The 22767-nt window shown below is 35.8% G+C and carries 21 protein-coding genes and 2 pseudogenes; 19 read left to right on the top strand and 4 right to left on the bottom strand.

All coding sequences use genetic code 11. From position 1 onward, the window contains the following. Positions 1 to 359: 359 nt before the first annotated feature. From LOK41_RS08455 to LOK41_RS08520, 14 genes and pseudogenes are all read left to right on the top strand, one after another. On the top strand, positions 360 to 1709 hold the full coding sequence (locus tag LOK41_RS08455; RefSeq protein WP_241816070.1) for an APC family permease: 1350 nt from the start codon (positions 360 to 362) through the stop codon (positions 1707 to 1709). Positions 1710 to 1917: 208 nt separating this feature from the next. Continuing rightward, on the top strand, positions 1918 to 3216 hold the full coding sequence (locus tag LOK41_RS08460; protein ID WP_481748799.1) for a Glu/Leu/Phe/Val family dehydrogenase: 1299 nt from the start codon (positions 1918 to 1920) through the stop codon (positions 3214 to 3216). An 18-nt stretch (positions 3217 to 3234) separates the two neighbouring features. Beyond that, positions 3235 to 3525 carry an SAV0927 family protein gene (locus LOK41_RS08465; protein ID WP_241816071.1) on the top strand — a complete coding sequence of 97 codons (291 nt, stop codon included), beginning with the start codon at positions 3235 to 3237 and terminating at the stop codon, positions 3523 to 3525. 27 nt (positions 3526 to 3552) lie between these two features. Then, positions 3553 to 3801, top strand: coding sequence for a biotin/lipoyl attachment domain-containing protein (locus LOK41_RS08470; protein WP_174099488.1), 249 nt, complete (start codon positions 3553 to 3555; stop codon positions 3799 to 3801). A 138-nt stretch (positions 3802 to 3939) separates the two neighbouring features. Further along, a complete protein-coding gene (locus tag LOK41_RS08475; RefSeq protein WP_241816072.1) occupies positions 3940 to 6069 on the top strand; it encodes a sigma 54-interacting transcriptional regulator in 2130 nt (709 codons plus the stop codon). Between the two features lie 203 nt (positions 6070 to 6272). After that, on the top strand, positions 6273 to 7766 hold the full coding sequence (locus LOK41_RS08480; RefSeq protein ID WP_241816073.1) for an aldehyde dehydrogenase family protein: 1494 nt from the start codon (positions 6273 to 6275) through the stop codon (positions 7764 to 7766). After that, a complete protein-coding gene (locus LOK41_RS08485; RefSeq protein ID WP_241816074.1) occupies positions 7767 to 9149 on the top strand; it encodes a putrescine aminotransferase in 1383 nt (460 codons plus the stop codon). It abuts the gene before it with no gap. A 102-nt stretch (positions 9150 to 9251) separates the two neighbouring features. Then, positions 9252 to 10439 carry a CaiB/BaiF CoA transferase family protein gene (locus LOK41_RS08490; protein ID WP_241816075.1) on the top strand — a complete coding sequence of 396 codons (1188 nt, stop codon included), beginning with the start codon at positions 9252 to 9254 and terminating at the stop codon, positions 10437 to 10439. 13 nt (positions 10440 to 10452) lie between these two features. Then, positions 10453 to 11670 carry an acyl-CoA dehydrogenase family protein gene (locus LOK41_RS08495; RefSeq protein WP_241816076.1) on the top strand — a complete coding sequence of 406 codons (1218 nt, stop codon included), beginning with the start codon at positions 10453 to 10455 and terminating at the stop codon, positions 11668 to 11670. 125 nt (positions 11671 to 11795) lie between these two features. Beyond that, positions 11796 to 12176 carry a GntR family transcriptional regulator gene (locus LOK41_RS08500; protein WP_241816077.1) on the top strand — a complete coding sequence of 127 codons (381 nt, stop codon included), beginning with the start codon at positions 11796 to 11798 and terminating at the stop codon, positions 12174 to 12176. Beyond that, the gene (locus LOK41_RS08505; RefSeq protein ID WP_241816078.1) at positions 12173 to 12871 is read left to right on the top strand and encodes an ABC transporter ATP-binding protein; all 699 of its coding nucleotides are present in this window, start codon (positions 12173 to 12175) and stop codon (positions 12869 to 12871) included. Before LOK41_RS08500 ends, LOK41_RS08505 begins: the two co-directional genes overlap by 4 nt. Then, positions 12868 to 13658, top strand: a pseudogene (locus tag LOK41_RS08510) (ABC transporter permease). Before LOK41_RS08505 ends, LOK41_RS08510 begins: the two are co-directional and overlap by 4 nt. Positions 13659 to 13672: 14 nt before the next feature. Next, positions 13673 to 14575 (top strand): ABC transporter ATP-binding protein, encoded by a 903-nt coding sequence (locus LOK41_RS08515; RefSeq protein ID WP_241816079.1) that lies wholly within the window; start codon positions 13673 to 13675, stop codon positions 14573 to 14575. After that, complete coding sequence (locus tag LOK41_RS08520; protein ID WP_241816080.1) at positions 14575 to 15351, top strand: ABC transporter permease; 777 nt, start codon at positions 14575 to 14577, stop codon at positions 15349 to 15351. Before LOK41_RS08515 ends, LOK41_RS08520 begins: the two co-directional genes overlap by 1 nt. A gap of 37 nt (positions 15352 to 15388) precedes the next feature. Here LOK41_RS08520 and LOK41_RS08525 read toward each other — a convergent pair. After that, a pseudogene (locus tag LOK41_RS08525) lies at positions 15389 to 16846 on the bottom strand (alanine/glycine:cation symporter family protein). 228 nt (positions 16847 to 17074) lie between these two features. On the opposite strand from LOK41_RS08525, the gene LOK41_RS08530 reads away from it, so the two are divergent. Next, complete coding sequence (locus tag LOK41_RS08530; protein ID WP_241816093.1) at positions 17075 to 18094, top strand: CPBP family glutamic-type intramembrane protease; 1020 nt, start codon at positions 17075 to 17077, stop codon at positions 18092 to 18094. Positions 18095 to 18150: 56 nt separating this feature from the next. Here LOK41_RS08530 and LOK41_RS08535 read toward each other — a convergent pair whose 3' ends face one another. Together LOK41_RS08535 and LOK41_RS08540 are read right to left on the bottom strand one after the other, a co-directional pair. After that, positions 18151 to 18333: a DUF3913 family protein gene (locus tag LOK41_RS08535; RefSeq protein WP_174099499.1), complete on the bottom strand. Its 183-nt coding sequence runs from the start codon at positions 18331 to 18333 to the stop codon at positions 18151 to 18153. 96 nt (positions 18334 to 18429) lie between these two features. Next, positions 18430 to 18888, bottom strand: coding sequence for an Lrp/AsnC family transcriptional regulator (locus LOK41_RS08540; RefSeq protein ID WP_174099500.1), 459 nt, complete (start codon positions 18886 to 18888; stop codon positions 18430 to 18432). Between the two features lie 126 nt (positions 18889 to 19014). Between LOK41_RS08540 and LOK41_RS08545 the strand changes: the two genes are divergently transcribed. From LOK41_RS08545 to LOK41_RS08555, 3 genes are all read left to right on the top strand, one after another. Next, the gene (locus LOK41_RS08545) at positions 19015 to 19428 is read left to right on the top strand and encodes a carboxymuconolactone decarboxylase family protein (RefSeq protein WP_241816081.1); all 414 of its coding nucleotides are present in this window, start codon (positions 19015 to 19017) and stop codon (positions 19426 to 19428) included. Between the two features lie 9 nt (positions 19429 to 19437). Then, positions 19438 to 20007, top strand: coding sequence for a cysteine hydrolase family protein (locus LOK41_RS08550; RefSeq protein ID WP_241816082.1), 570 nt, complete (start codon positions 19438 to 19440; stop codon positions 20005 to 20007). Positions 20008 to 20119: 112 nt separating this feature from the next. Next, positions 20120 to 20518 (top strand): SseB family protein, encoded by a 399-nt coding sequence (locus tag LOK41_RS08555; RefSeq protein WP_241816083.1) that lies wholly within the window; start codon positions 20120 to 20122, stop codon positions 20516 to 20518. A gap of 116 nt (positions 20519 to 20634) precedes the next feature. Here the strand turns inward: LOK41_RS08555 and LOK41_RS08560 are convergent, their stop codons facing one another. Further along, entirely contained in the window at positions 20635 to 21552 is a 918-nt protein-coding gene (locus LOK41_RS08560; protein ID WP_241816084.1) for a S66 peptidase family protein, read from the bottom strand. A 116-nt stretch (positions 21553 to 21668) separates the two neighbouring features. Between LOK41_RS08560 and LOK41_RS08565 the strand changes: the two genes are divergently transcribed. Continuing rightward, a complete protein-coding gene (locus tag LOK41_RS08565; RefSeq protein ID WP_241816085.1) occupies positions 21669 to 22766 on the top strand; it encodes an NAD(P)H-dependent flavin oxidoreductase in 1098 nt (365 codons plus the stop codon). Position 22767: the final 1 nt, after the last annotated feature.

The following is a 22767-nucleotide window of genomic DNA, read 5'->3' on the forward strand; positions in this document are numbered from 1 at the left end:
GCTGTCTTTCATTTGAAAGGCAGCTTTTTTGTGTGTAAATAGTTTACATAATGTTATTATTTCTTGATAAGTTTTTCTTCCTTGATCTATTAAAGTTAGTGGTATGAGAGATTGAATAAGTTATGTCGAAATGAATAGAAAATGGGATAAATAAATGAGTGTGTCACCTAGACATTCTTTTTTTACCGCTGAATTTTTACATTTAGAAATTTTGGCTCGAAAATTGCATGAATATTTAAAAAACAAAGGAGGGGATTTCATAATGTGTAGCAGGATGTTTACAGTGCATTGAAAGCGTTTTCCAATTAGTTATCAATCTTTACATGGAAATTAGATAGAGAAAGTAGGAGGAATGATAGGTGGGAAAAGTAGTTGGTTTAAAGCGGTCATTAGGACTTTGGTCAATTGTTATGCTAGGTGTTGGGTATATGACGCCGATGGTAGGGTTTGATACATTCGGAATCGTTTCTGAAAAAACGGATGGGCACGTTCCAGGGGCTTATCTTATTGCATTAGCGGGAATGTTATTTACAGCAGCAAGCTACGGCAAAATGGTAAAGGTTTTTCCCACCGCGGGTTCTGCTTATACGTATACACAGAAAACAATAAGTGCAAGGCTTGGATTTCTTGTTGGATGGTCAGCGTTATTGGATTATTTGTTCTTGCCGATGGTGAACGCGTTATTAACAAGAATTTATATGTCAGCACTTTTTCCAAGTGTCCCGGACTGGGCATGGGTTGTTGGCTTTGTTTTACTGATTACACTTATAAATATTATTAGTGTAAATGTTACTGCTAATTTCAACACGTTCTTAGTAACGTTCCAGGTGTTAGTAATGGTTGTGTTTGTAGTTCTTGTTATAAAAGGATTGCTAGCAGGAGAGGGAACCGGAGAAGTCTTTTCCATTCAGCCGTTTTTTGAATCAGATATACAAATATCACCGTTAGTTGCAGGGGCCACCATTCTTTGTTTTTCATTTTTAGGTTTTGATGCAGTAACGACATTTGCAGAAGAAACACCAAACGCAAAGAAGACGATTCCTCGAGCTATTTTTCTTACCGCTTTAATTGGCGGTATTTTGTTCATCGTTACGACGTATTTTACACAATCCTTTTTTCCAGATGCATCTGTATTTAAAGATCAAGAGTCAGCAGCTCCAGAAATTGCACTATATGTCGGAGGAAAATTATTTCAAACTTTCTTCTTAGTAGGAACTTTTATGGGGACAATCGCGTCTGGCTTAGCTTCTCATACAAGTGTATCGCGATTATTATATGTAATGGGGCGAGATAATGTAATTCCGAAGAAAATATTTGGGTACATTCATCCTCGTTTGCGGACCCCAGTATATAACATTATTTTTGTAGGAATTATTGCGCTCTCCGCTATGTTCATCGATTTAGAAACAGCAGCCTCTCTTATTAACTTCGGAGCGCTTATTGCATTTACATTTGTTAATTTATCAGTCATTTCTTACTATGTGATTAAGCAAAAACGATATAAAACAGTAAAAGACTTTTTTAATTTCTTAGTTATGCCTATTTTGGGAGCTGGTACTGTAGCTGTACTATGGTTTAACCTCAATATCCACTCACTTATTCTAGGACTTAGCTGGGCTATTATTGGAATCGGCTATCTGCTATATATTACGAACATGTTTCGTTCAGCTCCTCCTCAAATGCATTTTGAAGAAGTGCAGGAAATGTAAAATAACAAAAACATCGGGATGTATCCGGTGTTTTTTATTTTGGAGATTTTAAAGTCATGCACGTTTGCATAAATCATTCAACTATTCATAAGGAAGGGAAGAAAAACTATAAGTGAGAAGGCTGAAACAATATGATTAACATAATTTTACTACTTGGCACGATTATTGCTTTCTAATACTAGTAAAAATAAATAAAAGAGGTGTTATCGTGGCAATGCAATCAGAAAAAGAAGGTGTAACACAATCTATTCAAGAGAAAGTTGAGGTGGAAAATCCTTTAGAGGAGTTTCAGGCCATATTAAAAGAAGCGCTCCAGGCTTTGCGTTATCCAGAGGAAGTATTTGATTTTCTTAAAAAGCCGATGCGTTTTTTAGAAGTGAGCATTCCTGTTCGAATGGATGATGGGAGAACAAAAATATTTCAAGGGTATCGTGCCCAGCATAATGATGCAGCGGGACCAACAAAAGGTGGCATTCGGTTCCATCCGGATGTTACAGCAGAGGAAGTAAAGGCGCTTGCTGGTTGGATGAGTTTGAAATGTGGAGTGACGGGACTTCCTTATGGAGGTGCGAAGGGCGGGATTATTTGTAATCCGCAGGAGATGAGTTTCAGAGAATTAGAGTTACTTAGCCGTGGTTACGTAAGAGCAGTCAGTCAAATTGTTGGACCTACGAAAGATATTCCGGCACCTGATATGTATACAAATGCGCAAATTATGGCTTGGATGCTGGATGAATATGATCATATTAGAGAGTTTGATTCTCCAGGTTTTATTACTGGAAAGCCATTAATGCTAGGAGGATCACAGGGACGGGAAACAGCTACGTCTAAAGGAGTGTTTTACACGCTTCAATTAGTTAGTGAGCTAAAGCATATTCCGCTTCAAAATATGCGAGTGATCATTCAAGGGTTTGGAAATGTTGGAAGCTACTTGGCAAAATATTTATATGATATTGGTGTAAAAGTAGTAGGCGTATCGGATGCTTTAGGTAGTATTTATAATCCAGACGGTTTAGATGTTCCTTATTTACTAGAAAATCGAGATTCTTTTGGTGTCGTATCGAACCTTTTTAGTAAAACAATCTCAAACCAAGAGCTGTTAGAAAAGGAATGTGATGTACTCATTCCAGCAGCAATTGGAGGAGTGATTACGAAGCATAATGCGAAAAGACTTGGATGTAAAATTGTAATTGAAGCTGCAAATGGTCCGACAACAAAAGAAGCGATAACAATGTTAGAAGAGAAAGACATTTTAGTTGTCCCAGATATTTTAGCGAATTCTGGAGGCGTTATTGTTTCTTATTTTGAATGGTGTCAAAATAACCAAGGATACTATTGGACGGAGCAATATGTAGACCAGTGTTTAAAAGAGAAAATTACATCTAGCTTTTTTGATGTATTTAACACTTCAAAGCGTTTTGGGGTAAATATGAAAATTGCTGCATATATAGCAGGGGTTCGTAGGATTGTAGAAGCGTCACGTCTTCGAGGTTGGTTACATTTTTAATATAAGGGGAGGGAACATATGAAACTGGATATTTTACTAGAAAAAATTGAAAAACAACCCATTGGTTATTACTGTATTGTATCGAATCATCATCGATATGATCTAGCAGTTGCCTATTCACAGCAGTTTTTTGGGAAAGCAATGGTTACCTCTATTCAAAATGGAAGAATGATTTTATTAAGTCAAGAAGATATTGAACAGGAGCAATATTGGGCACCTAAGTTAGGGATTGAAGTAGAAGATGTAGAAGATTTTCAAAGCTTTTTTCATATGATACTTCAGTCACAAATGTTGGCAGAACAATATTAATTGAATAAAAGAAGGGAATGATTCATTTTGTATTATGAGATTGTTACGAGCCCATGCTATGGAACGGTTGAAAAGGTGTCTATTGATAAAGATTCTCGAATTTATGAATGGGAACCGCTATTTGCTATTAAAGATATGAATGGAAAGACGGAAGTAATCAAAATGGGATGTAGCGGAGAGGTGCAATCTTTAGAGGTAGAAGCAGGAGATAAAGTCATTCCAGGTATGGTATTGGCTTATATTCAAGAAGATATTCTAGTTAGTGGGAGTGATTGATTGTAGGAAGGAAGATGGAACTATTCATCTTCCTTTTTTTATTAAAGTAAGTAAAAAATGTATATTATCAGATTAATTAAAAAAATCTGTTTTTAATGATACAATACAAGTTAAGCAGTTTAAAGGAGGAGTAGCAGAATGTTTTCCATTGCTCATAAAAAAATTAGACCTATTGTTTCTCTACCTATCGATCAACCTGAAAAGGAATGGAATATAGATGTTAACAATATAAAAGAATCTTTTTTATTTCTAAAAAGAGAAGATCAACTATTTGCATACGTCCATGTGAAGGATCTGCTATTAAAAAGTGAGGGAGTAACTACCCAAGCATTGCTTTCAAATGCTGTTTCACTAGATACAATCTGTCATCTTAGCAAAAATATTTCCTTGACAGCTCTCTTTCAAATTATAGGGGCACCCATTGCCATTGTGAAAAATGAAACAGGAGAGTTAACGGGATACATACGAAGAGAGGATGTTTTTGCAGAATTATTTAAACAAGAAAATAAAAGTGTAGATATACTGAAAATCATTTTAACGTCTATTCCAATGGGGATTTTTGTAGTAGACCGTGAAAAGAAGATTGTAAATTGTAATGAATCTGGTTTGAAGATGATTAAATCTACTCCTGAAAAAGTTATGAATGTACCAGCAGAACAGATTTTTAATGGAGAACATATTAATACTGTATTTACAACGGGAAAAACGATTTTAAACCAACTACAAATAACAAATGAGATGGGAGTATTAGTTGACTACAGTCCTATCCCAAACTTTGATCAAAGAATTGAAGGAATGGTTATTATTGTGCAAGATTTACCGATGGTTGAGGATATGGCTATGGAAATTGAATATATAAAGGATTTAAATAAAGATTTACATGCAATCTTATCTAGTATTTACGATGAAATATTAGTTGTTAATCATAAAGGGGAATTAATCCGTTATAGTGAAACCGTTATCAATGATTTTTGGGGAAGAGACTTGAAAGATCTTCTAGGAAAAAACCTTTTAGACTTAGAAAAGAAAGGATTATTTAGCCCATCTGTTACGCGATTAGTGCTAGAACAAAAGAAAAAGGTATCCATTGTACAAGAAACAAAAAGTGGTAGAAAGATATTAGCAGTTGGAAATCCTGTATTTAATGAAAATGGAGAGCTTCACCGCATTATTATCGCTTCAAGGGATATTACAGAGGCAACAAGATTAAAGACGGAATTGCATGAGATAAAAAAGATATCTGAGCAATATAAAAAAGAGTTGGATAGCTTTAAAAATAAAGATCGCTTTCTTAAAAAACTGATTTATTGTAGTCCGAAAATGGAACAAATTATTAATCAAGCAAAAAAAATAGCTGACTTTTCTTCAAATGTCTTGATTTCGGGAGAGTCGGGTGTTGGAAAGGAAGTGATTGCACAAGCAATCCATCAACTTGGAAACAGATCGTCAAAGCCGTTTTTAAAATTAAACTGTGGTGCGATTCCAGAGACTTTGTTAGAAAGTGAATTGTTTGGCTATACGAAGGGTGCTTTTACGGGTGCAGATAAAAATGGAAAAGAAGGATATTTTAAGCGGGCAGATCAAGGGATTTTATTTTTGGATGAGATTGGAGAAATGCCGTTACATCTGCAAGTAAAATTACTTAGGGTGTTGCAAGAACAAGAAGTAATTCCAATTGGAAGCACGATACCTACAAAAATAAACGTTCAAATTATTGCTGCCACAAATAAAAGTCTTGAAAAAATGGTGGAGGCTGGCACGTTCCGGGAAGATTTATTTTATCGCTTAAATGTAATCCCCCTGCAAGTTCCTCCGCTTAGAGAACGAATGGAAGATGTTCCGGTACTCGCGTTTCATTTTTTACAGCAGTTAAATGAAAAATATAATAGAAACTATCATTTAACTCCGGATGCACTTAATTTACTAGAGTTTTATTCATGGCCCGGAAATGTAAGAGAATTACAGAATATGATTGAACGTTTAGTTGTATCAGCAGATGATGCTGTTATTGATGCTGAATTTGTTAGTAAATTTTTAACTCCTGGATATGATTTTAAAAAATCAAAGCCGGTAATTACAAGGGTTTTACCATTACAAGAAGCATTGCATTCTGTAGAAGAACAATTAATTTTACTTGCGATGAAGCAGTATAAAACAACAACAAAGGCAGCAAAGGCCCTTGGGATAAGTCAGTCTTCTGTTAGTCGTAAATATCAAAAAATCATGAATGAAAAGGAAATAGCGGTTGATACAATTTCATATTTTTAAAGGAGAAAGGGAGGAGTCTACATGGACTCCTCCTTTTTTGTTGTAATTATGCAGAATGTCATAACTTATGCAAAAATGCATAAGTTTATGTAATTTTATTTAAAGAAATAGTCAGTTTTTGAATGATTGTTTCGTATTTCAAATGTTGGCACAATTATTGCTTATATAATATATGAACGATCGACAAAGGGGGATTATATACAGTGCTAGATTTAAAAATGTATGTAAACGGTGAATGGAAAGATTCTAGTAATCAAGAGAAAAGACCGATTATTAACCCTGCAAATGGCAAGGTTATCGCATATGCACCTGAAGGAACGATCGAGGATGCAAAACAAGCGATTGAAGTAGCAAGGGCTACTTTTGATAGCGGGATTTGGTCAGAAACATCCGCTGCGGAAAGAGCATCTTATTTATTTAAAATAGCAGATGAGATTGATAAAAATTTGGAAGAACTTGCGCGTCTGGAAACGATGGATAATGGAAAAACATATCGAGAGGCTGAAGGAGATATTGGAGATGCAGCAGCTTGTTTCCGATATTATGGTGGGCTGATTACAAAGCCAGATGGACAAACATATCATGTTGCCGATCCGATGCAAGCTATGGTAGTGAGAGAGCCAGTTGGTGTTTGTGGCTTAATCGTTCCTTGGAATTATCCGTTACTAATGAGTGTTTGGAAAATCGCTCCTGCTTTAGCAGCTGGAAACACAATTGTGTTTAAACCTTCTGAAGTGACACCAATCACTGCAACGAAACTATTCGAAATCATTGAAAAAGTAGAGTTGCCAAAAGGTGTTGCGAATATGGTAATGGGAGCTGGACCAACAGTCGGAAATGAGATCGCTGCAAGCGGTAAAGTAGATATGATTTCTTTTACGGGCGGAACAAAAACAGGAAAGCACATTATGAGAACAGCGGCAGATAATATGAAAAAGATTTCGCTTGAACTTGGCGGGAAATCTCCAAATATTATTTTTGCGGATGCAGATTTTGAAACTGCTGTTGATTATGCTCTGTTTGGTATTTATGCAGGTACTGGACAAGTATGTTCAGCGGGATCAAGAATCCTTGTAGAAGAAAGCGTTTACGATAAATTTGTTAGTTGTTTCGTAGAACGAGCAAAACAAATTAATGTTGGACCTGGTGATAACCCAGAATCAGAGATGGGACCACTTGTAAGTCAAGAGCATATGGAAAAAGTATTACGCTATATTGAGATTGGAAAAGACGAAGGAGCAGAAATTGCTTGCGGAGGAAATCGGATACTAACAGATGGGAAAGGTAATGGTTTCTTTATTGAACCAACGGTCTTTGTCAATGTAAAACCTGATATGCGTATTGTACAGGAAGAAATTTTTGGTCCTGTTGTAGTGATCCAAAAGTTTAAGGATGAACAGGAAGCAATTGAGCTAGCAAATGGTACAGATTACGGCTTAGCTGGAGGTGTATTTACAGTTGATGGTGCAAAAGCGATGCGTGTAATCCGCAAGCTTCGCGCAGGAATTACTTGGATTAATAGTTATCATCCAACATACAATGAAGCACCTTGGGGTGGATATAAACAAAGTGGTATCGGTCGTAGTTTAGGAACGTTTGGTTTAGAGGAGTTCCAAGAAATTAAGCAGATTAATATAAATCTAGAAGTAGAGCCAATTGGTTGGTTTGCAAATAAAAAGAATGTAGGAGTGAAATAGATGGGGACGAATGTAAAAAGTAAATTTAATGAACAAGATGTAAAAGATTCAAATGTAAATGAGTATATTACGAAAGTACTACAATTAATTGAAAAAGAGAAAGTCTCTGAAGAAGAGGCGAACTGGATTCAAAAAGAAACAGTAGATGGATTTAGAGAACATGTAAATCCTGGTTTTCTCGCATATAGAAAAACGGTAACAAAAGATGGGCAATTCGCAGCAGTAGAATGGTCGGATGAAGGATCTTGCTTCATGGACATTAACGGTAAAAAATATATTGATTGTTTAGGTGGATTCGGGATTTATAATGTCGGTCACCGCAATCCGAAAGTTGTAAAAGCTGTTACGGATCAATTAAAACGTCAAGCATTGCACAGTCAAGATTTATTAGACCCGCTTCGTGCGATTCTTGCAAAGATTTTAGCGGATATTACACCAGGTGACCTGAAATATGCTTTCTTTACAAATAGTGGGACAGAAAGTGTAGAGGCAGCATTAAAACTAGCAAAAATGTATAGTGAGCGAACAACCTTCATTTCAACAACGCGCGCCTTCCATGGTAAGAGCCTTGGCTCATTATCTGGAACAGCAAAAGGAATGTTCCGTAAGCCATTTTTACCATTAATTCCAGGTTTCCGCCACGTTCCATTTGGTGATATTGAGATGATGAGAAAAACGTTTGAAACGTGTGCATTAGTAGGAGAGGATGTTGCAGCTGTTATTTTAGAGCCAATTCAAGGCGAAGGTGGTATTATTTTACCTCCAGAAAATTACTTGAAACAAGTAAGAGAACTTTGTGATGAATTCGGATCACTACTTATTTTTGATGAAGTGCAAACTGGAATGGGACGCACAGGGAAAATGTTTGCTGCAGAATTATATGATGTTGTGCCGGATATTATTTGTCTTGCGAAAGCATTTGGTGGAGGTGTAATGCCAGCAGGTGCAATTGTTGCGAAAGAAAAAGTATTCAAAAGTTGGTTCGACAATCCATTCATGCATACAACAACGTTTGGCGGAAACCCACTTGCATGTGCAGCTGCAATTGCAACAATCCATGTATTATTGGAAGAAAAATTACCAGAACGAGCTGCAGAAGTTGGAGAGTATTTCTTAAACGGATTGAAAGAGGCAGCCGAAGGACATGAGGACAAAGTCTTTGAAATTCGTGGCCAAGGGTTAATGATCGGTATTGAATTCCATAAAGATGAAATCGGTTATGAAGTATCGAAAGCAATGTTTGATCAGGGCATTCTTGTTGCTGGAACATTAATTAATTCGAAGACAATTCGTATTGAGCCATCGCTTACAATTAGCTATGAAGAAGTAGATACAGTAATCAATGCATTTAAATCAGTGTTATCACAAGTGAAAGCAAAATAAGTATTTTGCACAATAACTTTTAAATACAAGCCAGTAAAACCACCATGTCGCTTTTTTTCTATCTTATTGGTTTTACTGGTTTTTATTATAGGAGGATAAGGAGTGGGAGGAGCATTACAAGGGATTACAATTATTGATTTATCTCGGGTTCTTGCGGGTCCTTTTTGTACGATGATTCTTGGTGATTTAGGGGCTGAAGTGATAAAAGTTGAGAATGTAGGAAACGGCGATGATACAAGGAGCTGGGGACCACCATTCGTAGAAGGAGAAAGCGCTTATTTTCTTTGTGCGAATCGTAATAAAGAGTCGATAACATTAAATCTAAAGGCAGAAGTGGGAAAGGACGTTTTGAAAAAGCTTGTTTCTCATGCGGATATCGTTGTGCAAAATTTTAAGCCTGGAACACTTGAGCGAATGGGACTTGGGTATGAAGTATTAAAAGAGGTAAAGGAAGATATTATTCTTGCCTCTATTAGTGGCTTTGGTCAAAATGGTCCTACTTCCCATCTTCCAGGTTACGATTATATGATTCAAGCAATGAGTGGACTTATGAGCATAACCGGAGGAAGAGATGAAGAGCCTGCAAAAGTAGGAGTTGCCATTTCAGATGTACTTACCGGTCTTTTTACATGTATCGGGATTTTAGCCGCTTTGCAACATCGAAATCGAACAGGAGAAGGACAAGAAATTGATATTTCTTTATTTGATTCACAACTAGCGGCATTAGTAAATGTTGCAAGTAATTGTTTATGTACAGGTGAATTACCAGAGAGGCTTGGCAATCAGCATCCTAATATTGTTCCGTATCAAGTGTTTCATGCGGAAGATGGGGATCTTGTTGTTGCGGTTGGGAATGATGAACAGTTTCATAGGTTGTGTTTGTTACTTAATAGGCAAGATCTATCCAGTTCAGAACGTTATAAAACAAATGCAGCTCGCCTTCAACATAAAGACGAGCTTGTAAATATGATTGCTATTGAAATGAAGAAAAAAAAGAAAGAGGAATGGAAACAACTTTTGGATGAAGCAGGGATTCCAAATGGACCAATTCTTAATGTGAAAGAAGCGCTAGAAACAGAGCAAGCAGTGGCGAGAGATATGACAATTCATATGGAACATCCGGTCATTGAAAATCTTAAACTTGTGGGTTCACCATTAAAGCTTTCAAAGACACCGGTTCAGATGCAGAAACATCCGCCACTTCACGGGGAACATACAGAGAAGATTTTGAAGAAATTAGGATATTCTCAGGGAGTCATTATGAAAATGATAGAAAATCAATGGGGATGAGGAGGCAGTACAAATGAATTTTTCGTTAACAGAGGAACAACAAAGTGTTAGAAAAGTAGTGAGAGCGTTTGTGGATAATGAAATTATTCCATACATTAAAGAATGGGATGAAAAAGGACATTTTGAACAAAAAATCTTGAGGCGTTTAGCCGAGTTACAATTTATGGGCGTTTGTATCCCAGAACAATATGGTGGAGTGGGAATGGACTATAATACACTGGCTATTGTTTGTGAAGAATTAGAACGCGGTGACACAGCTTTCCGTACAGCTGTATCTGTACATACGGGATTAAATAGCATGACACTTCTTCAATGGGGAACAGAAGAGCAGAAACAAAAGTATCTTGTTCCACAAGCGAAAGGTGAAAAGATTGGGGCGTTTGGTTTAACGGAACCAAATGCAGGATCGGATGTCGTTACGATGCAAACAACAGCGATAAAACAAGGGGATTACTATGTATTAAATGGATCAAAAACGTGGATTTCGCTCTGTGACGTTGCAGATCATTTCTTAATATTTGCGAAAACGAATCCAGAATTAAAGCACCGCGGTATTTCTTGTTTTATTGTAGAGCGAACATTTCCTGGGGTATCTACAAAAGCAATAAAAGGAAAGCTTGGTATTAGAGCCGGAAATACAGGTGAAGTGTTCTTAGATGATGTAAAAGTACCAGTGAAAAACCTTCTTGGAGAAGAAGGAGAAGGTTTTAAAATTGCAATGGCTTCATTAGATAACGGACGTTTTACAGTCGCGGCAGGGGCTTGTGGACTTATTCAAGCAAGCTTAGAAGCAAGTGTAAAATATTGTGAAGAGCGTAAAACATTTGGAAAAGAAATTGGGAAACATCAGCTTGTACAGCAAATGATTGCGAAAATGTCTGCGAATCTAGAAATATCAAGGCTACTAGTTTATAAAGCAGGATGGCTAAAAAATGAAGGAAAGCGTAATACAAAAGAAACATCTTTAGCAAAATGGATCGCTTGTGACGCTGCATTTGAAGCTGCAAATGACGCAGTGCAGGTGCACGGTGCCTACGGGTATTCGAATGAATTTCCTGTAGAGAGATATTTACGAAATGCAAAAGCCCCTGTTATTTATGAAGGGACACGTGAAATTCATACCATTATGCAGGCAGAGTATGCACTGGGTTATCGCTTCGATAAGGAACTCCGTAATATGTTACCAAAGTGGCCTTTTGAAGAAAATGAAGCAGAAATGGTAACGAAATAGAATAGGAAGGCAGTGTAACGAAGGTTACACTGCCTTTTTGTTATATTTTCAACTTACAAGTATTTACATATCTTTTGTCTTAGTGCACTATTTAACTAGTACACTAAGACAAAAGGAGGGGGGAAATGAAAATTGAGTTTTCTCCTAACATACCGATTTATATTCAGGTGATGGAATACATAAAAAAAGAAATTGTAACAGACCATTTATCGCCTGGTGACAAAATTCCCTCTGTACGTGAATTAGCGAGTGAGTTACAAGTCAATCCAAATACAATTCAGCGTACATTTCAAGAATTAGAAAGAGATGGGATTGTTGTGACACGTAGAGGAATGGGAAGATATGTAACAAGCGAAGGAGAGAAAATTATGGAGCTGCGAAAAGGTATGGCGAAAGAGTTGCTTCATTCTTTTATAAATGGAATGGACAATTTAGGATTTTCAGAAGAAGAGATTCTCTCAATACTTCGTTCTTCATTGGAAGAGAAAAGGGAGGGGAACGAATGACGGAGTTGCTGAAGACGGAACATCTTTGGAAGCGATACGATTTAAAAGCTGTAATTCGAGATCTAGATGTAACAATTACAGAGGGAAAAATCGTTGGTCTTGTTGGAGATAACGGGAGTGGTAAAACAACATTATTAAAAATGATTGCAGGTTTGCAGCATCCTTCAGAAGGAACTATCACAATAGCAGGTGAGAAAGTAGGATTAGAAACGAAAAAAATGGTTTCATTTATGCCAGACAGGCCTGTATTTGATGAGTGGATGACAGTAAAAGATGCGTTATTTTTCTATCGTGACTTTTATCAAGATTTTAATATACAAAGGGCAGTGGATACGATAGCTGCATTTAAAATACCACTAGAAGAAAAAATTACAGCATTGTCAAAAGGTATGGTTGAAAAACTGCAGTTGATTTTAACATTTTCAAGAAAAGCGAAACTTTATACATTAGATGAACCACTTGGCGGGATTGATCCTGTTTCAAGGGAACATGTGCTAGAACTCATTCTGCAGTTTTATCGAGAAGATTGTACCATTATCATTTCTACTCATTTAATTGGTGAGATTGAAAATATTTTTGATGAGGTTATCTTTTTGAAGGATGGAGAAATTGTACTACATGAGAATGTAGAAGAGCTTCGTTTTCAGAGAGGAAAAGCTGTAAATGAGTTGTTTAAGGAGATGTTCAGGAAATGATTTCACTTCTTCGATATTTATATAATTGTAATAAAAAAAGATATGGATAATTTATTTCGGATTTATTACTATTTCATTAATTTTATTATTTAATATGAAAGGTCCCTCAGGCATAAGGGTTTCAAATAAACAAGATATAACATTAATCATATTTATATTATTATTTTTTATAACTGCATTTTCTATCTTCTTACTGGCGTTATCTTCTTTCAGAAAAATAGTAAGAGGGTCTATGATTCGATATGTTGCCATTCCATCAAAGAAATATATATATGCGAATTTATTATTTTTCACAATAATGTTTACTCTATTATCGTTAATAGGAATTGTTTTTTTACATCTTCTTTCTATCAATATATGTGAGAATAACGAAAATGGAGGGGTACAACAAGCCGTTAATAGTTTATATAATTATGGGTTATTACACCATCTGTTCTCTACCTTCTTATGGATCATAGATTTAGTGAGTACATTAGTTTCTCTGTATTTCATAATCATAGTTGTAAAACTATTTAATGTGAAATCCTCATTAAATAAAATGTTATTTATCATTTTATTTGTTGTCTTCGGTGGGATCCAGTTTGTTATTACTAATATGCTAGACAAAATAAATCTATATATGTTTTCGATAAAAAACGTTGGCGTTATAGATAAAAATGGCTTTTTTGAAACATCTTTTTATCTTAGTGATGCATCAAATATTTCTTATTTAATTTTTAGTTTATTGTCAATTTTTTTATTGGTGGTAATAACAAGTTATATCATCGATAAAAAACTAGAAGTCTAAAGGAGGAACAATCATTGGGAAATGTAGTAGTAAAATTAGAAAACGTCCATAAAAAAATAGGAAAAAATGAAATTATTCGTGGTCTTTCATTTGAAGTTCGTGAAGGGGAAGTATATGGTTTTCTTGGACCAAATGGGAGCGGGAAAACGACGACAATTCGAATGATGACTGGTCTTATGGCAATGACAGAAGGCGATATAACGATTTGTGGTCATAGCATTCGTACAGAACGTGAGAGGGCGTTAGAACAGATTGGAGCGATTGTCGAGAATCCGGAATTATATGATTATATGACAGGAATGCAAAACCTAAAGCATTTTGCGAATATGGCGGTTACACCAATTAGTAAAGAGCGTATTGCTGAAATTGTAAAGCTTGTTGAATTAGAACATGCCATTCATAAAAAAGTGAAAACATATTCACTTGGGATGAAGCAACGTCTTGGAATTGCACAAGCACTTTTACATAACCCGAAAATTTTAATTTTAGATGAGCCGACGAATGGATTAGATCCAGCTGGTATTCGTCAAATTCGTGATTATTTACAACGATTAGCGAAAGAAAAAAATATAGCTGTCATTGTATCCAGCCATTTATTAAGTGAGATTGAATTGATGTGTGACCGCGTTGTTATCATTAAGCATGGGCAATTTGTACAAGCATATAACTTACATGAGCAAGCGAAGAATGATGAAACGGTTGCTGTAACTTTTGAGGTGGATCAAGTTCAGCGTGCAAATGAAGTGATTAAGGGTAAAGTACAAGGAAATGTCGTTGTTGCCTCTGTAACGAAAGATGAAATTCCACAACTTGTGAAACGACTTGTTCATGCGGATATTCTCGTATATAGCGTTACAGTGCAAAATAAAACGTTAGAAGATGAGTTCTTAGCGATTACTGGGGGAGTGAAAGCGTAATGTTTAAATTAATTCAAAATGAATTGCTAAAGTTACATGCAAAAAAAGGTATGTATATTTTAATGGGAATATTAGTTGCATTAGAGATTGCAATGGCAATCATTATTAAAAAATGGGCCCCAGCTGAGGTGCAATTTTCAGGGTTTGTATCATTTTCAGAAGCAGTGCTTAGCTTAATTATCGTATTTACCACAATTTTTGGGATAACTCTCGCGTCCCGTACAGTTACTGAAGAGTTTCAAAAGGGAACGATTAAACAATTACTGATTCGCCCTAGAAAACGAATTGCTGTATTATTTTCAAAATATGTAACAGTTATACTGGCTGTGATTATTATATCAATGATAGCTTTAATCATTTCAATGTTAATTGGATTAGTTAGTTTTGGTGGAGGAAAAGAAGCATTAACATTTGCTATGTTAATGAAAATTTTAGTTTACAAAATGGTACCGGTTTTGTTCTATGTAACACTGTCCTTTTTCCTAGCAAATATTTTTAGAAAGTCTGTACTACCATTAATCATTACCCTGTTTGTCTTTTTCTTACAAGGTACAATTACTATGTTACTTATGATGTTTGCGAAAGATGTTACAAAATTTGTTGTATTTTCTCATTTGGATTTAACAGTGTATGATGGTAATAAACTAATTAGCGGTGGTGCTACACCACCATTTACAGAATTCACTTTTACAACATCATTACTGCTCGTACTTGCTTATTTTGTAGTATTACTCATTTCATCAAGCGTACTATTTCAAAAACGTGATGTATTATAAGAGAAAAAATCCCCGTTTTTTAACACGGGGATTTTCTTTAACCAACTTTTTCTTCAGTTTTTTCACGTTCCCAGCACTCTGTGTTTTCTAAACCAGGAATGCTATCGGCGTAGAAGACAGGATCTTTTCCAGCTTCTTTTTGCTTCATATAATCTTTTAATGCTGCAAATGCGTATTTGCTTAAGAATATGATTGTAACTAAGTTGAAGATTGCCATAACGCCCATAAATAGGTCTGCTAAATCCCAAACAACTTGAATCGTTGCAACAGAACCTAGGAATACCATACCGATTACAGCAATGCGGTAAATCATAAGAGTTGTTTTACTTCCTTTTAGGAATTCGATATTTGTTTCACCATAGTAGTAATTTCCGATTAGTGAACTGAAAGCAAATAAGAAGATTGCCACAGCGACAAAGATTGGTGCCCAAGGGCCAATATGCATTTTTAATGCTTCTTGTGTTAACTGGATACCATTTAAATCTGTTCCAGTATGAACATCTGATAAAAGGATAATAAAAGCGGTACAGCTGCATATTAATAATGTATCTGTAAACACACCAAGTGTTTGAATGAAACCTTGTTTCACAGGGTGTGTTACGTTAGCAGTCGCTGCTGCATTTGGTGCACTACCCATACCTGCTTCATTGGAGAATAAACCACGTTTTACGCCGAGTAACACAGCTGCACCAAAGCTACCGCCAGCAACTTCTTTTATGCCAAATGCGTGTGCTAAAATTTCTTTTACCATTTCTGGAACCAGTGTAATATTTGTCACCACTACAAATAGTGCAACTGCAACATAAATGATTGCCATAACCGGTACAATCATTTCTACAACACGCGCGATTCGCTTTACGCCACCGAAAATAACGACAGATAATAAGGCAGCTAATGAAAGTCCTACCACTTTTGGATCGACATGAAAAGCACCATCGAATGCAGATGTTACAGTATTTGCTTGTACAGCGTTAAAGACAAGACCAAAACTAACTGTAATTAAAACAGAGAAAATCATACCCATCCAGCGTTTGTTTAACCCTTTTTCCATATAGTACGCTGGACCACCGCGGAATGCTTTACCGTCTTTAATTTTGTAGATTTGTGCAAGTGTACTTTCAACAAACGCAGATGCTCCGCCAATCATAGCGATAAGCCACATCTAGAAGACAGCACCTGGTCCGCCCATGGAAATAGCGATTGCGACACCAGCTAAGTTACCTGTTCCAACACGTGATGCTGTACTCATACAAAACGCTTGGAATGAAGAAACGCCGTGTTTTTCTTTTTGTGCTTTACGTGTAGAAGGACTGGCGCCGTCACCTAGTAAACGAATCATCTCACGAATGTGACGAAACTGAACAAATCCAGCTCTTATTGTAAAATAGCAACCCACAGTAATTAATAATGCAATTAAAATATAACCCCATAAATATTCGTTTGTTGTTGTAATAAACTTATGAATCGGAGTAATGACATTTTCAAAGAAATCCATGTACGTAATCCTCCTTATTCTTATCATAATAATGTGTTTTTTGACGTTAGGTATAAAAACGACATTAAATATTATAGCAGAAAATCTTGCAAAGAGGAAATTTCAGAAATAGATTTCTTGTTCTATATTTTAATAGATATATATATTAAAAATTAATTGAGAAAAATAGGAAGAATTTTAATGATATTCATATTACAATGTAAATATATCATCTTGGAGGTGTTTTTTATTCAGTACGCATTTTCACGTATACGACTTCGTAGTTTTTTTGCATGGATGATTTTAGGAATGTTAGTAATGTTGTTGCCGCTTGCCTTTACCGGAGCTTCAGACAGTGTTATGGATGTTGTGATGCAAATTTCGGTGTTTTTTGTATTTCCACTACTCTGGTTATATGTAAAAACACGAAAAAATAATATTATATTTACTAGTTTCTTTGATAAATCGTCACGATTAAATTGGAAGTTAATCGTAGCTGCAACTATAATGGGAATGATTTTTTCATTTGGTGCATCTTTTATCCAATTTTACATACTAGCACATATTGTTCCTGACTTTCTCGTTGATATGCTGAATGATAATGGTGCAATTGATATGAGCAATATTTACACACAAATATTTAGTTTCATCTCAGCATGTATTTTTGCACCAATTATGGAAGAAGTCATTTTTCGAGGTTTCTTCTTGCAGCGTATGGTGTTTAAGTGGGGAATAAAACGAGCAGTAATTGTGTCTTCTCTTATTTTTGGTTTAGGGCATTTTGATATTGTGGGTGCTTTTATATTTGGCGTTGTGATGTGCCTTCTTTACATAAAAACGAAAAATATATGGACGAATATTGCTGTTCATGCATTGAATAATTGTATTGCAACTGTAATCCAATTAACGAGTGGTGAAGGAGCAAATGATGCCATTTCGATTGCTGAATTACAAGGACAAAGTAATTTGTGGATTGGGCTCGTCGTGATTCTTATTAGTTTACTATGGTTAGTACCTTTTATTCGAAAGAATTGGCGAACTGTAAAAGAAGTGGGGGTACCACCTCTTCGTTTTATCAATGAAGAGAAGGAAATCCTATCAGTATCGCAACAAAATGAAACATATAGTCGGGTCGTGTTAACAGAGCGATTTATGGCTGTAGAATTGCCAGATGAAGCTGTGAATCAGCTTAGATTAGAAGAGAATGATTATGTGGCGGTTACGGTAGAGAATGATCAAATTGTTATAAAAAAGGCAGAACATCAATAAGGGTATAAGAAATGAAAAGCAGCAGCTCTCCGATATATTTGAGGAGAGCTGCTATTTTAATGGATCACAATTTCAACGTGGAAGTTGTTTCCGTTTTTTACATATTTAATATCTGTCACTGTACGAACAGCTTTTAAAATTTCCACCTTTTCCCCGATTCGAGGGATGGTGGGAACATTATCCCAAATACCAAGTAAATCATCTTCTTGAGTCGTCTTTTCGTAAAACCAAATTTTCAATGTAATGCCCCTTTCTCGAACTTTATGTATTTTAATACATAATAAAACATTTTTATTCTTTTTGTAAGGGGTTTTTTATGAAAATATGAATAAAAATTAATTTTGTTCTTCTGGAAAAATGTGTTCAATGTCAGGAGTAAGAGATACTTCTGATAATACGATATGAGAAACGGTTGTTGCATAGGAAGAAACATCATTAATAAATTCTTCAAGTTCCACTAATGAAGGAACAGAAATTTTAACGATATAACAAAGGCTTCCTGTTACGCGATAACAAAAACTTGCGGATGGATACGATTGAATGAATTGTTGCATGCGCGTTGTATCACCATTTTTTAAGGTGATTTCTAAAATACAATCTAAAACAAGTCCAGCTTTTTTATAATCAATATCAATTGTATATTTTTGAATGATTCCTTCACTTTCTAACTTACGAACACGTTCTGCAGTAGATGGGGCGGATAAGTTTACCCGTTTTGATAATTCCCTCATGGAAAGACGGCTATCATTATATAGTTCATTTAAAATTTTACGATCAATACGATCTAATTGCATTTGTAAATATACCTCCAATAAATTAATAATTTTTGTAAAGAAAATGTATAAATACAGATTCATATGAAATGTAAAAAGAACCTACTTTATTTTACAATAAAATAGAAAAGAATAGGGGGGGAAATGATGGAGAGAATTTCATTATCAGATGTAGGAGAAACAAAATTTCAAAAATTATTAGGACATCGTCCAGATATATTACAATCTTGGAGTGCTTTAGAAAGTACGTTATATGAAACCGGAACTCTTTCTGAAGAGTTAAAGGAGCAAGTGCGGAGAACACTCGCATTTGGAAATGAATGCCCGTATTGTATGGCAAAGGGAAAACCGAATGATGTACAAAAGGTAGAAGAGATTAGCATTGCTGTAACCTTTGCACATGTATTTGTACATAATCGTTCAGCGATAGATGATAAGATGTTTGATGTGTTAAAACAGTATTGGAGTGAGGCGGAGATTATAGAGCTTTGTGCATATATTTGTTTTATTACTGCTTCACAAAAACTTGGATTTTTGTTTCAATTACAGCCAGGGGAATAGGAGGGAATAATGGTGAATCAACCAGCGCTTATTATGATTGATGTACAAAAAGCATTTAATCTACCGTATTGGGGAGAACGAAATAATCCTTTAGCAGAAGAAAATATGAAACGTTTATTAGAAGGGTGGAGAAGAAGAGGGCTACCAATATTTCATATTCAGCATGTGAACAAGGAAAATGTAGAATCAATTTTTTATCTAAATGCAGAAACCACTCACTTTAAAGAAGAAGTGCAGCCATTACAAGGTGAAATCATTATTCAAAAGAGTGTTAATAGCGCATTCATTGGAACTGATTTAGAAAAGCAATTAAAAGAAAAAAACTGTGAGTCGATTGTTATTGTTGGATTAACCACGAATCACTGTGTAGAGACAACAACTCGTATGGCTGGCAATTTAGGTTTTTTAACGTATTTAGTAAGCGATGCAACAGCGACATTTAATCGAAAGGGACCAGACGGTGTACAATACTGTGCAGAGGAAATTCATAATATGACTCTTGTGAATCTACATGAAGAGTTTGCTACTATTGCTACAACATCGGGAATATTAGAGAAGGTAAAGAGGGACCAGTTATAATTAATCATGATTGATACTATTTTAATAAAATATTTGAATAATCATGTGGAAAAAAATAAGAATATTTTGTATAATCAAGGTACAATCATTTTGAAAACAGGGGTGGCAGCATATGGAGCAAATTCCAGTAAAGAAGATAGAAACAGTACTCGTTTTAGCAGAAGAAGATAAACAAAAACAAAAGGAATTTTATGAATTGCTATTAACAACTCATTTTTATGTTGCTGGATCTATTGAAGCGGATGATTCTGAATCAGAAGGGACACTTCGTTTGCGTTATTTCCAAGGAGAGGGTAGATGGATCGTACCGTTCTTTACACAATTAGAATTTGTGAAAGAAGTGTTGCCAGAAGAAACGCCCCTTATTACGATACGTGGAAAAGAATTATTTGAAAATCTAGATAAAGAAGCAACAGTGGTATTGAATGTTGGCACAAAGCTTAGCAAAACATTTATTCCGGAAGAAATTGCAGATATAGCATCTGGACGTATTTTTAATTATTATAAATAAAAAGTTGTGTTAGCCCTTTATAGGCAACTCGGCATAAGGGAACATGAAAAAAAAGGAAAAGCGATATATGCTTTTCCTTTTTTGTGTAAATGAAAAAGTGTATAGGAAACTGCTTTTTAGTTTGATATAAAATTCACACCGGAAGGAATAGAAAGTGTATTCTTTTCAGTGTCCATTGTAACAGTCACACCAAGAGGGATTCCGATATTCGGTTGTATATGTCCAATAGGAAGCCCAAATAATACAGGGATGTTGTAAGAAGCGAGATAGTCATATAATATGTTTTGCAATGATAGAGATTGTTTTGAGGCAATACAATCATGGCAGCTTGTGAAGACAACTCCTGCACATTCCTGCAGTTTTCCTGCTAAGCGCAATTGGTTGAACATGCGATCAATGCGGTACGGCTCTTCTCCAACATCTTCAAGTAATACAATTTTATTTGCTGTATTGATTTCATAGGGTGATCCCAGTGTACTTACTAAAACTGTTAAATTCCCCCCTATTAATGGCGCAGAAACAATACAGGGAGGTGTAGTCGTGATACATTCTGCCCCGGGTAAAATAGTTGAATATGGGTGGAATAGTTGATTGAAAGAAGATAAGGAGAGAGGAGCGATTCCTTTTCCTAATTCTTCAACCATTGGTCCATGAAAAGTAACTAGTCCTGTATATTGTGAAAAAGCAATATGTAAAGCAGTAATGTCACTGTATCCCCAAAAAATTTTTGGATTATTTCGGATGAGCTCATATTGAATATAGGGAAGTAGACGGCCGCTTCCGTACCCACCTCTTGCGCAAAAAACGGCTTTGATTTTAGGAGTTGCAAATGCTTCATGTAAATCTTGAAGACGGATTGTATCATCCCCGGCGAGATAGCCGTATTTTTCGTAAACACTTTGACCAATTATTACGGATAGTCCCATTGTTTCTAATACTTTTTTTCCGGTAAGAACGTGCTCTAGTATTGGTGGCCCTGCTGGAGCAATAATCATTACCGTATCGCCTTGTTGCAAGGTATTTGGCTGAATCATCTCATCTCCTCCTTCACTTTCAATATATTCGTTTATAAGCAGTTCAATCCTTTTTGAAGAAGGAAAAGCTTGTTGAATCAAGAAGATATAAGGTGACATAGGAAGGGAGAAGAACGATGTTTATAAGTAGAGTAACTGATATATTACAAATAAAATATCCAATTATTCAAGCAGGTATGGCAGGAGCGATTACAACACCAGAACTCGTTGCGGCTGTATGTAATTGTGGTGGACTTGGGACACTTGGGGCTGGTTATATGAGCCCAGAACAAATTCGTCAATCTATTGATAAGATACGAGAATTAACAGATAAGCCGTTTGCAGTTAATCTGTTATTGACGAAGGAAATACAAATTGACGAAGACAAAGTAGAAGCAGCTAGAAGTTTATTAGAGCCGATACGAAAAGAATTAGGTATAGATGAGCAGAATGAATCTTTGCAACTTCCGAAAAGTTATAAAGAACAACTGCAAGTATTAATAGAAGAAAAAGTACCAGTTGTCAGCTTTGCATTTCACACGTTAGAACAAGCAGAGGTTGCGCTATTGAAGAAAGAGGGTATAAAGGTAGTTGGAACAGCAACAAATGTGGCAGAAGCAAAGGTACTTGCTGAATTAGAAGTAGATGTAATTGTTGGACAAGGTAGCGAAGCTGGAGGACATCGCGGAACTTTTATTGGGAAAGAACAAGACTCTATGATTGGCACATTTGCACTAATTCCACAAATGGTAGCGGCTGTATCCAATATTCCAATTGTAGCCGCAGGAGGCATTATGAACGGACAAGGTGTTGTTGCAGCCTATGCATTAGGTGCAGAAGGCGTTCAAATGGGGACGGCATTTTTAACAAGTGAGGAAAGTATTACACATGATGCACATAAAAAAGCGGTGCTACAGAGTACGGATACAAGTACAATTGTAACGAGATCGTTTTCTGGAAAGTATGCAAGGGGAATTCGAAATCCATTTATAGAGCAACATAAAGAAAAAGAAGAACGACTTCCAATGTATCCAGTGCAAAATGTATTAACTTCGAAAATACGCCAAGAAGCTGCAAAGCAAAATAAAGGGGAATATATGTCACTTTGGGCTGGGCAAGCTTCTTCGTTAGCAAGAAAAGGGTCAGCACAGCAAGTTATTGAACAGGTGATAGGAGAAGTAAAAGGCACAGTAGAAAAATTACAAAATCTATACACAAAAAGACCACTTGAATAAT

The sequence above is a fragment of the Bacillus sp. TL12 genome, assembly GCF_022625245.1.
Taxonomy (GTDB): Bacteria; Bacillota; Bacilli; order Bacillales; family Bacillaceae_G; genus Bacillus_A.